A 12,457-nucleotide genomic window follows, 5' to 3' on the forward strand; every position below is an offset into this window, starting at 1 on the left:
CTTCACGCTTCACGCTTCACGCTTCACGCTTCACGCTTCACGCTTCACGCTTCACGCTTCACGCTTCACGCTTCACGCTTCACGCTTCACGCTTCACGCTTCACGCTTCACGCTTCACGCTTCACGCTTCACGCTTCACGCTTCACGCTTCAGCTCTTCGTTGACCTTGCCGACATCCTCAAACTTAAATACCGGCAGACTCCAGCCAAACTGAACCGCGGCAACACGTACTGCAAAGCCAAGCACCAAAGTCGTAATGGTGGTGATCGTCTCGGGCACAGCAAAGTACATCATCGCGTAGTACATTCCCCCGGCCATGAAGGCAACTGATGCATACAGCTCTTTATGCAGCACCATTGGCGGACGGCGACAAATCAAATCTCGTAACAAACCGCCAAAGACCCCGGTGACGACAGCCGCCACAATACAGATCAGCGGCGACAGGTTCATATCCATGGCAACACGGCAGCCGATGATACTAAATACAATGAGCCCCAGAGAATCGAGCAGGACAAAGATTTTATGAAAGCGAACAACCTGTGGAGCCACCATGGTGGTAAACAGGCCAGCCAGGCAAGTAATAGCAAGGTACTGAGGGTTCGCTACCCAACCGAGCGGGTAGTGCCCCAGCAGTATATCACGCACTGTACCGCCGCCAATTGCTGTGGCGCTGGCAACCAGCATGACACCAAACCAGTCCATATGGCGTTTGCCAGCAGCCAGGGCGCCAGTCATTGCTTCGGCAGTTATACCGATAATATATAGTATTGTTAAAAGCATGAGAAAAATTGATGAATTAATAAGAATGCAAAAGAAAATACGATTTTAGGTGGCAATTTTTGTGACGTCGAATGAATTGTTTTTCCTAATAGATGAATTCAATTCATGCTAATTGGTAAATTAAATAAAAAAGAGAGTGCATATCAATGCACTCTCTTTATAAACTGGTTCCTGGTTCCTGGTTCCTGGTTCCTGGTTCGAGGATCTAGGTTCTCGTCACTCGCTCCTAAGTATTAGAAACGGTAGTTTGCCTGTACGCCGACTAGCCAGATGTTACCTGTGGTTTCACCTTCGAAAGAGCCTAGTTGGTCGTCTGTTTCTTGCATTGAGGCGTCTTTAGCAAAAATGTAGGTAAAGCCTGCATCAAAGTCTAGATTATTAGACCACTTATAACCCGCTCCCAAGCTTAGCCATAAACGATCGGTTTCAGGGATTGTTTGTGTACGGTGCTCCTCGCTGACAGCTGAAGTATCGTAAGCAACGCCTGTGCGAAGTGCTATTTTATTTGAGTATTGGTAGGTTGTACCCACGGCAAAGCGGTAGTTATCTTCCCAGTTTTCTTCTTTGATCAGATCTGGGCTGCTTAAAAGTGATGGAATATTTGCTTCAAGCTTGTTAAAGCTACTCCAGTCGGTCCAGTTAAAGCTTGCATGAACGGCGACTTTGTCTGTTAGCTGGTGAAAGCTGGCAATTTCAGCGGTTGCAGGAAGTGTTAAATCCATGCTACCTGGATAATTTTTGCTGGGTGTTTTGCCTTGCATCGCAGCCGCTTTATCATAAGCAAGGCCAGACGCTTCGCCTTCAAGAGTCAGATCAACAGCGGAGCGATAGTTTACACCAATGCGGTTGTTCTCATTGATCTGCCAAGCTGCACCTAGCTGCCAACCCCAAGCAGTATCATCACCTTCCATGTATTTGAGATCAGAGCCACCCATTGCTTTAGGAAGAGCTGCGCCAAAGTGTCCTTCACCAATTACATAGCGAACACCGCCACCAATACTAAATTGGTCATTGATCTTGTAAGCAATGTTCGGGTTGATCTCCATAGACGTTACTTTCGCTTGATTACCGAAACTTGTAGCAAGGTAATCGCCACCCAGCTCAGTTTCCATGCCGTAGTTAGTTGCAAGCGCAAGCCCTAGAAACCACTGGTCATTGACTTGGTGAGAAAGGTAGAAGTTAGGGATAACCGCAGAGCTGGCAATATCTTCAGCTTTGGTCGGCATACCATTGGTTTGTCCTTCGACATCAATGTTCGGATCAACATAAATAGCACCCAAAGACACTTGCGTGCCTTTAAGGTATGTCATCATCGCTGGGTTGCGGAACTGGGTGCTGGCATTGTCAGCCATGGCGGCTTCACCGGCAAAGGCACGGCCAAGGCCTGTTGCTGAGTATTCTGCCAGCTGGAAGCCTGCTGCCATTGCATTGGCACTCATGCCCAGTGTTAACGCTGCTGCCAAAGAAAGAGTAATTTTGTTTTTATTCATCAGTCTGATTGTTCGCTGAAATGTAATGCCGCGAATCATACGCTTTAGAGTAAAAGCTTTAAGTAAATCTTTGTCTGACTCGATAGTTAAGTTTTTTATACTTTAATGGTTGGTCTTTGTGGTGGTATCTCTGGTATAAAGTAATCACACCATTCTGGTCGGATGAGATTTCAGCGTACACATGTATATCAATAAAGAGGTTTCAGCGACGTAGTGTTCACTGAAAATAGCGAAGGGAAGTTATCTTTTTTGCTAATCATCATTTATAGCAGCACATTAGCACCAAAATAAAAAAAGGAGCCAGAGGCTCCTTTTTGTTAACTCAAGCGAAATAGTTCGCTGAATTAGAATGAACGGCTGTACTGGATGCCGTATAGCCATGCGTTAGCACGGGTAGTTGCAGTTACGGTACCTAGCGCCGGATTGTTTTCTTCAACAGATACATCTTTACCTAATAGGTAAGTCACACCGACATCGATGTTGGATTTCGAATCTAGGTGGTAACTAAAGCCGCCTGAGAACCATTGACGATCTGAATCTGGCACAGAGATCGACGTTTTTTCGTCTTGTGCGCTGGTGTCATACATATAACCTGCGCGCAGTGTCCAGTCGTTGTTTAGGTAGTAAGTACCGCCCAGTGCGTAGTGCCAGCCGTCTTTCCACTCATAGCTGTTAAGGTTTGCACCGTTTGTGGTTTCTAGCTTGTCAAAGACGCTCCAGCCAATCCACTGAACGCTATAATGAACAGCAAACTGTTGATTCAGTTTGTGGAAACCAGAGAATTCAACCATATCTGGTAGAGGGATCTTCAGCTTACTATTAGAGATATCTGAAACGGCATAGCTCATATCGCCATCCACTTCTAGCTCAGGGCTGTAGCGGTATGAAAGACCAAAACGGTTATCTTCATCTAGCTCGTAAACTGTACCTAGGTTGAAGCCATAGCCAATACCGTCGGCATCGATATCTACTAGGTCAACACGAGGAGTTGTCATACCGCCTGAGTTCGGGATCTCCGCTTCAGGCATATAACGTTGCAGCTTACCTTCGCCATAAATGACATCTAAACCACCACCAACACTCCACTGCTGGTTAATGCGATAAGAGGCACTTAGGGCAAAGTTAACGCTTTTAACGTCAGTCAAGCCACCGAAGCCATTGGCTTCGTAGTCGCTGCTAAATTCAGTTTTGGTACCGAAGTTAGAATAGATGCCTGCACCAACAGTCCACTTGTCGTTGACTGGGTGGATGTAATAGATATTTGGTACGTAAGACGTGTCACCAACTTGCTGATCTTCCAAGTTACCATTTAGAAATGGGTTTGGAGAGTTGGTATAAGTGCCATCTTGAACCTTGATATCAGTATCAATTGCGTTGATACCTAGCGAGATTGCAGGCGCATCAAACAGCGACATTGCCGCTGCGTTACGTGCCATTGCCGATGCGTTATCAGCGATAACAGCATCACCCGCAAATGCACGGCCAAGACCGGTTGCAGACTGGGCGTTTAGCTGGAAACCAGCAGCCAGTGCTTGCTGTGATGCCATGGTGATTGCTACAGCAACCATAGATTTTGTAAACAGACGCTTCTTGTTCATATTTTTTTATTATTCCTAATCATATACAGCTTTTTATCTGCTATTTCCTGCAGATTGCGCACGATTGTAGGTGGGGTGTCTGAAGTATCAAATCAGACCAGTTGCTAACTCTTTGGTTGTAATTGCGAAGTTAACAACATGGCGGGCAGTGTAACGAATAATAGTGCAGTGAAGGGATGGTAAAATGCAAAATATGCAACCAAGGTAACACTTTGAATTGCATTATATTTATGGGGAATTAAAGCGACCATTAGTATTGATTTTACCAATGATCGCCGGGTTTTTGGGTTAAATTGTTAAATTTCCCAGTTTAGACCAGATTTCAGCCCCTGGGCGATAGGTGTGACGTCCTGGCCTTTTTCACCAACAACAATCAAGCTTGCGTTCTGAATCGGCATGACAACACCCTGCTTGCTATTGTCGCTAAATGAAGACATATTCGGGCTGTGTTCCGGCACAACAAAAACAGTGACTTTTCCACCGTCAGTGGCCATTACCATGTGCAGTGCATTCTTATCACCAAAACCGCAATGGTTTACATAGTAAACATGGCCAGGGAGATCATTGAGCTCTGATCCAAATGGCGTTAATTTGGCGTTAACTTGGCGCAGTGAAACTGACTCATCAATGCCATTTATAAAGGGGGCTTCAGCATAGACATGATCCAAAGCGACCTGGGCAATTTCACTGGTAGCGCTTGCTGGCACTATTTGAGAATTAAACTGGCCGACAAACAAACCGAATACAAAAGCGATAGAGGCAGCGATAGCAAGGTGGAATCGCATTTTACTTCGATTTTGTTCAGGTTGGCCTGATTGATGGAACAAGATCCGATCAGCCAGATCATCGGGTACGTCGACCTTTAATATACTTTCTAATTTGGTATCGAGCTGCAGTAGCTCATCAGATAACTTTCGGTTGGTTAGTGATGCATTTTTCGCAGCGATCATTTCCTGACTGTTGTCGTTAGGATCTGCCAGGATACGACGACGGAATTCAAGATCGTCCATTTTGTTGGCCCCTCCGCTCGGATTGCTTTTCAATTTGCTCTTTTAATTGATTTCTGGCGCGGAACAAGCGTGTCATTACGGTATTGCGGTTCAAGCTGAGGATTTCGGCTATTTCATCGCCGTTAAACCCAGCCATAACCTGCAAAACCAATGGCTCTCGGTACTCTGGTGCCAGTTTCATGATCTGCTTATGCAGGATCTGTTGCTCGACATCCATTTCGGAGCCCTGATGCTTGGTATCTGCGATGGCATAGTCATCAATGTCTACTAAATCCAGCTGCTTACGCTCAAAACGCCGTGCGTTTTCCCTGCGTAGGATAGTGATCAGCCAGGATTTGGCGGCTTTGTCATCTTGCAGGCTGTCGAGAGAGCGCCATGCCCGTAAACAGGTTTCCTGTACGAGATCTTCAGCAATGTGAGGATCATGGCACAACCAGTAGGCGTAGCGATATAAGTCTCGATGCCAGGCCCTGACAAGGGCTTCGTACCGTCTTTGCTTATTCATGTCTACAGAGACCGAGGCATCCGTCTTTTTCTTACGAAAAAATTGCTTAATCATAAATTTGCCCATCAAAAGAGAAATCGCTGTGTCGTTTTTGGGTTCGTTTTATTCAGCGATTGCATGATTCATCGGATTATCAGCACTAAAATTGATCTGGTTCAAATTGTGTCTTCGTGAGGAAGCTATAGTAGTTCACGTCATCTGATGGTAAGCATTGATTTCGGTTCTGTGGAACAGGTCTGTTTTTTGTGATTACTATCTGTTGAGCAAGATGACAACTTCCTTTTGAAGGCTGACTTTACTTTCTCCTATCAGGCTCTGCCTGATTTGCAATTGGCTTTATGTTAATTGACTTATACCTTGCATGGATTGTTATCCGTGTAAATTATAACCATACCATATCGGTATGGTTTTTTTTTGCAATTTTTACAGCTTAGGCAACAAGTTGCGTTATGCATAAATCCAGTTAAAAAAGCTTGCCTTCCTACATCTTCACATCCACACTGCGCCGCTTCCCGCTTCCCGCTTCCCGCTTCCCGCTTCCCGCTTCCCGCTTCCCGCTTCCCGCTTCCCGCTTCCCGCTTCCCGCTTCCCGCTTCTCACTTCTCGTAAATACTTAAAACAATTGTTTGAAATAAATAACAACTTGATTACAATTGATGTGGTCAGACCTCTATTGTGCACACTGAGTGCCCTGCAAATCATAATAAGGAGTAGCGATGACACGTCTCCAGAATCTCACCACTCATCAGGGTGAGCGCATCGCCGTTGTAAGTGGATTACGTACCCCGTTTGCCCGTCAGGCCACCGCCTTTAATGGTGTCCCTGCATTGGATATGGGGAAAATGGTGGTCAATGAAATGCTGCAACAGATTGATTTTGACCCGAAATTGATCGAACAGGTGGTATTTGGCCAGGTTGTTCAAATGCCTGAAGCACCAAATATTGCGCGTGAAATTGTGCTCGGTACCGGTATGAATATCGGTACAGATGCCTACAGTGTAACCCGAGCCTGTGCGACCAGCTTCCAGGCTGCAGCTAATGTTGCCGAAAGCATTATTTCGGGCACTATCGATATCGGTATTGCTGGTGGTGCTGATTCGTCCTCGGTACTGCCTATTGGGGTATCGAAGAAAATGGCGGCCACCTTATTGGCGCTGAGCAAGGCGAAAACGATGAGCAAGCGTTTAAAACTACTCAGTAAACTCAGTGTGAAAGATCTGATGCCAGTTCCACCGGCTGTTGCCGAGTATTCGACAGGCATAAGCATGGGGCAAACTGCTGAACAGATGGCGAAGAGCCATGGCATTACCCGCCAGGAACAGGATGCACTGGCCCATCGTTCTCATACCCTAGCCGCGCAGGCGTGGAAAGATGGCCTGATCCAAGACGAGGTTATTACAGCCTTCCCTGAACCTTACCGCCAGTGGATCGATAAAGATAACAACATTCGCGAAGAATCTACCCTCGAGTCCTATGCCAAGCTGCGTCCGGCATTTGACCGTAAGTTCGGCTCGGTGACCGCCGCTAATGCGACACCGCTAACCGATGGGGCCGCGGCTATTTTGCTAATGCGAGAAGGCAGGGCGAAAGAGCTTGGGCTAAAACCACTCGGCTATATCCGCTCTTATGCATTTTCTGCCATTGGTGTAGAGAAAGACATGCTAATGGGGCCATCTTACGCAACGCCAATGGCGCTTGACCGTGCCGGTTTGAGCCTGTCTGACTTAACCCTGATTGATATGCATGAAGCTTTTGCCGCCCAGACGCTGGCGAATGTGAAGATGTTCGGCTCACAGAAGTTCGCCGAAGAAAAACTGGGGCGTAGCCAGGCAATCGGTGAGATCGATATGGATAAGTTTAATGTACTGGGGGGCTCTATTGCCTATGGTCACCCGTTTGCCGCAACAGGTGCGCGAATGATCACCCAGACATTGCGTGAGCTGCAGCGCCGAGGTGGCGGCTTTGCATTGAATACCGCTTGTGCGGCTGGTGGTTTAGGCGCAGCAATGATCCTGGAGGCAGAATAATGACCCAACAAGTATCCGCATTTTCTTTATCTTACGGTGATAACGGTGTTGCTTGGCTAAAGATCGACGTGCCGGAAGAAAAAATGAATACGCTACAGTCAGCGTTTGTCGAACAAGTTTCCGATGTGCTGACTGAATTAAAAAACAAACAAGGCATTAAAGGCCTGGTTGTCTATTCAGGCAAGCCAGATAACTTTATTGCTGGGGCAGATATCCGCATGCTAGCGGCCTGCACGACAGCAGAAGAAGCACAGCAGCTGGCTGCCAAGGGACAGGAGTTGTTTGCTGAGTTGGAAGCCTTGCCATTCCATGTGGTGGCAGCTATCCATGGGCCATGCCTTGGCGGCGGGATGGAGCTCGCATTGGCTTGCCATAGCCGAGTCTGTTCGGATGATGACAAAACCCGTCTGGGTTTACCTGAAGTTCAACTAGGCTTGCTGCCAGGCTCAGGTGGCACCCAGCGCCTGCCGCGTCTTATCGGTGTGGCGAATGCACTGGACATGATCTTGACCGGGAAACAGCTGCGGGCGAAGAAAGCGAAAAAAATGGGTGTGGTAGATGAAGCCGTACCGCAGAGTATTTTACTCGATATCGCAGAGCAGCAGGCATTAAAAGCCAAGCCAAGCCGCAAGCATACCTTCCAGGACTGGGCGATGGGCGGCAATGCCCTGGGCCGCTCTTTGGTGTTTGACCAGGCTTCGAAGAAAACCAACGAAAAAACGCGCGGTAATTACCCGGCGGCAGATGCCATTCTTGAAGTCATTAAATTTGGCTTGCAGTTTGGTATGGAAAAGGGATTACAGCAAGAAGCCAAGCGTTTTGGTGAGCTGGTTATGTCACCAGAATCAGCAGCGCTGCGCAGCATCTTTTTTGCCACGACGGCGATGAAGAAAGAAGCCGGCTCTGATGCCAAGCCCGGCGAGATCAAGCAAGTTGGTGTATTGGGTGGCGGCTTGATGGGTGGCGGTATTAGCCATGTGACTGCGACCAAAGCAGGTTATCCGGTGCGGATCAAAGATATCTCGAATGACGGTATTTTGAATGCAATGGCTTATAACTATAAGCTGCTGGATAAAAAGCGTAAGCGCCGCATCATCAGCAAAGCCGAGCTGCAAAAGCAGATGATGGATATTACCGGAGGAACAGATTATACCGGCTTTAACCGTGCCGATGTGGTGGTAGAAGCGGTGTTTGAAGATCTGAAGCTGAAACACCAGATGGTGAAAGAGATTGAGGAAAACGCAAAAGCGGACACAATCTTTGCCACTAATACCTCTTCGCTACCGATACACCAGATCGCGGAAGGTGCACAGCGTCCGGAAAATGTTGTTGGCCTCCACTATTTCAGCCCGGTTGAGAAAATGCCGCTGGTAGAGGTGATCCCTCATGCCGGCACATCGCCTGAGACGGTCGCGACCGTTGTTGCTTTGGCGAAGAAACAAGGGAAAACACCGATAGTCGTCGGGGACAAAGCGGGCTTCTATGTTAACCGTATCCTTGCGCCATACATGAACGAGGCCGCATCAGTGTTGCTCAGCGGCGAGCCGATTGAGCACCTAGATAATGCGTTGCTTGATTTCGGTTTCCCTGTCGGGCCAATTACCTTGCTCGATGAGGTCGGTGTCGATATCGGTGCCAAGATCATGCCGATTATGGTCGAGGAGCTGGGAGAGCGCTTCAAAGGCCCGGATGTGTTTGACGTGCTGCTCAACGATGGCCGAAAAGGGCGCAAGAGCGGTAAAGGCTTCTACCTTTATGACAGTAAGAAAAAAGCGGTTGATAAGAGTGTCTACAAGCTGCTGAATATTAAACCGGAGAAAAAAGCGCAAGGCCTGGATTTGGCGATGCGCTGTAGCTTGATGATGCTAAATGAGGCGGCTCGTTGCTTGGATGAAGGCGTGATCCAGTCGCCGCGTGATGGTGATATTGGTGCGATCTTTGGTATCGGCTTCCCGCCATTCCTCGGTGGTCCTTTCCGTTATATGGATCAGCTGGGGATCAAGCGTGTTGTTGAGCTGCTTGATGAGCATACGAATAAGTACGGAGAGCGCTTCAAGCCTTGTGACAAGCTGGTTGCGATGGCAAATGAAGGTCAGTGCTTCTATCCTGCCTAGTTATGATGAAATGAGAAATGGCCTGCTGATGCAGGCCATTTTTTTATCTTAGCTACCTTTGTTTCTTTTTTATCGGGCGCTCTTCTGAAACTCGTCGACTGACTCAATCGGTTGGCCGATACAAAGAGGCTCGAGGTTGCTATGGGCCTGGCCTTGGCAATGCATGACTAACCGATTTGAGGTACGGGGCTTGATGATGTCGACAATGAACCGCACCATATCGGCACGGTTGAGGTTTTGCAGTTCTTCGATGACTTTCTGGCGTTGGTTAAACTCAGCATCTTTATTGCCGATACTGACCCAGAACCGCTGTGCACGAGCACGCAAGTTGGTATCCGGCTCAGAAACCTGAGCAATCAGCCCTTGTTTGCTGGCCTGCCATTGCGCTTCGTTCAGCTCCAGTAAGACGAGGGCAAAAGCATTGGTGAAGTCATCAATCGCTTCAGATAGCTGAGCGGGAGCCGCTACTGGCGACTGGATATATAAAATCAGCCCGGGGTGTCGATTAAGTGGTAGGTTTGCTGTTCCTACCATATACCCTAATTGCTGACGGGTACGAAGCTCATGGAAAAAAGTTGTCGACATCAGGTGATTAGCCAAAGTGTAAACGGCAATTTTCCGAGGTGTCGTTTTCCTTGATTGGTAGTACATCAAAATTGCCGAGTCAGCATGGTTGCAGTTTACCTCATGGCGCAGGGTGCCGATTTGGCCCAACCGAACCAGCGGTCGCTGCGACTCACCGTAAAGTTGATCTGTGACTCGGAAAGCATCTTTAAGAATTTCGGCCAATGCGAGGGCATCATCTTTTAGCCAGTTGCCGTAGATAAAGGTGTCGATGTGCAACTCTGCAAACATCGCCTCAACAAATTCAGGCAGTTCATCGACCTCGATTGACTCCAGTGCTTCGATGAGTACCGGATACGGCGGGTTATTGGGTTGCAATACCCCGGTCAGTTCATTGAAAAGCTGAGATATCGGTTTGTCTTCAGCGGCATTGCGCCAGTTACGAAGCATCTGTGCCTTGATGTTCTGAAACCTTTCTGGGTTAAACGTCCGGCCTGCGAAGCGGTCCAGGATCAGTTTCATCAATAGTGGTTGTTTCTCGCTAAACCCTGATAGCTGTAGGGTTACGCCACCTTGGTGAGCATAGAGGTTGTATGACATCCCTGCGATTTCAGCCGGATAGGCCGATTCATTAATTGCTTCTAGCAACATCTCGACGCAGAGGCGGGTTTTTACAATATTACGAGGCGTATCGACAGCATGCGGGCTATCAATGGCGACATAAACGACGCCTTTGGGAACGCGGAACTCATGTTCCTGTTTGTACCACAGGCGGAACCCAGGAAGATCTTGGATCAGTTGAGGTGGTTGCTCGGCTTCCGATGTCAGTGGATGTGGGTCAAGCTGGTCACAAATATAGGGGTTTTCCTCGGGCAGGAAAAGTTCCGGTTCTACTTCAACCTGTTGCCAACGCTTTAGCTGCTCGTCAGAGAAGGGAGTGACAGAGTACGGTGTATGATACCACTGCGCTATCTGGTCATACTCCTGTTCCTTAGCAACCAGAACCAACCGCATGTTTCCTGGTGTGAGGTAACCAAGGAGCTCATGTAATAGTGCCTCATCATAGCCTGCCATCATGTAGTCACCGTAGATAACATCTTCCGGTGCGTAGTGAAACAGGTTCATAACCAGGTAGCTGACGGTATCTAATGGGCGGCTTTTTTCCTGGTAACGGAAGGCCAGCTCCAGCACTGCTTTTTTCTCTTTGTAGCGCCACTCATCTAACCCATGCTGTTTGATGAGTTCGATATATTGAAAAACAGCTGTGACGATATCATCAATATGATCTAGCCCCTTTGGTGTTAGGTTCAGACTGATTGTGAACTCGCGGAAATTGCTGCCGTTGACCCCACCACCGGCTGCCAGGGTATTGATCAATCCTCGATTTTTCAGCATTGACATCAGGCTGCCGCTGCCTTCATTTCCCAGCAGGTGAGCGATATAAGAGAGTGGTTTCTGGCGGTAATATTGCTCAACAGAAGGCATGGAAAAAGACAGGGTGAGCTTGCGGACTTCCTTGATCGGTTCAATTTTAATGAACTGTGCATTCTCGTTGGCTGTAACCAGAGGAGCGGCGATGGCAGGCTTGGTGTTATCCGTATTGGGAACGTGGTCGAAAAATGTTGTCGCAAAGGTTTCAAGTTCGTCCAGTGATTGCGGCCCGAGCAGTACCAGACTCATTAGGTCGGCAGAATAATGAGTTTGATAAAAGGCAATCAATTCTTCGCGTATCGACGTGTCGTTACGGTCATCTAGCGTGGTCAGATCGCCGACAGAAAACTTAGCAAAAGGGTGGGATGGGTTAATGGTCTCCTTATGGACCTGGTAGAGACGGCGGACATCGTCCTTGATCTTCAGCCTATATTCGGAATCGACAGCCTGACGCTCTTTATCTACCGCCTCTTCGTTAAATAGCGGGGCTGTAAAAAATTGACCGAAGCGATCAAGCCCTTCGCGAAAGGCATGGGGGCTGACTTCAAAAAAGTATGTCGTGTTTTCTGTCCCGGTCCAGGCATTGTTGCTCCCACCGCTTTGGTTGATAAATGTCTGGAAATCACCGACTTTTGGATACTTTTCCGTGCCGAGAAACAGCATATGCTCTAGGAAGTGTGCCATACCCTGTCGCTCAATAGGATCATCAAAGTGTCCGACATTGACGGACAATGCTGCGGCAGAGCGAGGAGCGTCAGCATCATGTACCAGCAGAACCTTAAGCTTATTGTCTAAAGTCAGGTAGCGGTACTGCTTAGGATCATTAGGACTAATATGCACGTGAAGAGCCTATTTTCTAAGGAAATTAAGCTAATTATGACGCTCAATATAGAGGGTGGCAAATTAACTTCTCATTGATTCTTACTCTCATCAATCCT

General features: G+C 47.9%; 8 protein-coding genes. 2 read left to right on the forward strand and 6 right to left on the reverse strand.

From position 1 onward, the window contains the following. Nucleotides 1–135: 135 nt before the first annotated feature. The 5 genes from AC51G0_RS04380 to AC51G0_RS04400 all read right to left on the reverse strand — a co-directional run bounded on the left by AC51G0_RS04380 (nt 136) and on the right by AC51G0_RS04400 (nt 5,437). A complete protein-coding gene (locus AC51G0_RS04380; protein ID WP_496300836.1) occupies nt 136–780 on the reverse strand; it encodes a trimeric intracellular cation channel family protein in 645 nt (214 codons plus the stop codon). A gap of 233 nt (nt 781–1,013) precedes the next feature. Further along, nucleotides 1,014–2,270, reverse strand: coding sequence for an outer membrane protein transport protein (locus tag AC51G0_RS04385; protein WP_496300837.1), 1,257 nt, complete (start codon nt 2,268–2,270; stop codon nt 1,014–1,016). Between the two features lie 344 nt (nt 2,271–2,614). Next, nucleotides 2,615–3,868, reverse strand: a complete 1,254-nt coding sequence (locus AC51G0_RS04390) for an outer membrane protein transport protein (protein ID WP_496300838.1) — start codon at nt 3,866–3,868, stop codon at nt 2,615–2,617. Between the two features lie 296 nt (nt 3,869–4,164). Further along, nucleotides 4,165–4,878: a DUF3379 domain-containing protein gene (locus AC51G0_RS04395; RefSeq protein WP_496300839.1), complete on the reverse strand. Its 714-nt coding sequence runs from the start codon at nt 4,876–4,878 to the stop codon at nt 4,165–4,167. Further along, nucleotides 4,865–5,437: a sigma-70 family RNA polymerase sigma factor gene (locus AC51G0_RS04400; RefSeq protein ID WP_496300840.1), complete on the reverse strand. Its 573-nt coding sequence runs from the start codon at nt 5,435–5,437 to the stop codon at nt 4,865–4,867. The genes AC51G0_RS04395 and AC51G0_RS04400 overlap by 14 nt, the downstream gene beginning before the upstream one ends. Before the next feature lie 662 nt (nt 5,438–6,099). On the opposite strand from AC51G0_RS04400, the gene fadI reads away from it, so the two are divergent. Next, complete coding sequence (gene fadI / locus AC51G0_RS04405) at nt 6,100–7,410, forward strand: acetyl-CoA C-acyltransferase FadI (protein WP_496300841.1); 1,311 nt, start codon at nt 6,100–6,102, stop codon at nt 7,408–7,410. After that, a complete protein-coding gene (gene fadJ, locus AC51G0_RS04410; protein ID WP_496300842.1) occupies nt 7,410–9,524 on the forward strand; it encodes a fatty acid oxidation complex subunit alpha FadJ in 2,115 nt (704 codons plus the stop codon). Before fadI ends, fadJ begins: the two co-directional genes overlap by 1 nt. 69 nt (nt 9,525–9,593) lie before the next feature. On the opposite strand, the gene AC51G0_RS04415 is transcribed toward fadJ, so the two are convergent. Next, nucleotides 9,594–12,359: an insulinase family protein gene (locus tag AC51G0_RS04415; protein WP_496300843.1), complete on the reverse strand. Its 2,766-nt coding sequence runs from the start codon at nt 12,357–12,359 to the stop codon at nt 9,594–9,596. Between the last annotated feature and the right edge of the window lie 98 nt (nt 12,360–12,457).

It is taken from the genome of Photobacterium sp. HL06, assembly GCF_059552575.1.

Bases quoted from the DNA above. Each gene is read 5' to 3' on its own strand.
- AC51G0_RS04380 (WP_496300836.1), bottom strand. From the start codon at position 780: ATGCTTTTAACAATACTATATATTATCGGTATAACTGCCGAAGCAATG.
- AC51G0_RS04385 (WP_496300837.1), bottom strand. From the start codon at position 2,270: ATGAATAAAAACAAAATTACTCTTTCTTTGGCAGCAGCGTTAACACTG.
- AC51G0_RS04390 (WP_496300838.1), bottom strand. From the start codon at position 3,868: ATGAACAAGAAGCGTCTGTTTACAAAATCTATGGTTGCTGTAGCAATC.
- AC51G0_RS04395 (WP_496300839.1), bottom strand. From the start codon at position 4,878: ATGGACGATCTTGAATTCCGTCGTCGTATCCTGGCAGATCCTAACGAC.
- AC51G0_RS04400 (WP_496300840.1), bottom strand. From the start codon at position 5,437: ATGATTAAGCAATTTTTTCGTAAGAAAAAGACGGATGCCTCGGTCTCT.
- fadI (WP_496300841.1), top strand. From the start codon at position 6,100: ATGACACGTCTCCAGAATCTCACCACTCATCAGGGTGAGCGCATCGCC.
- fadJ (WP_496300842.1), top strand. From the start codon at position 7,410: ATGACCCAACAAGTATCCGCATTTTCTTTATCTTACGGTGATAACGGT.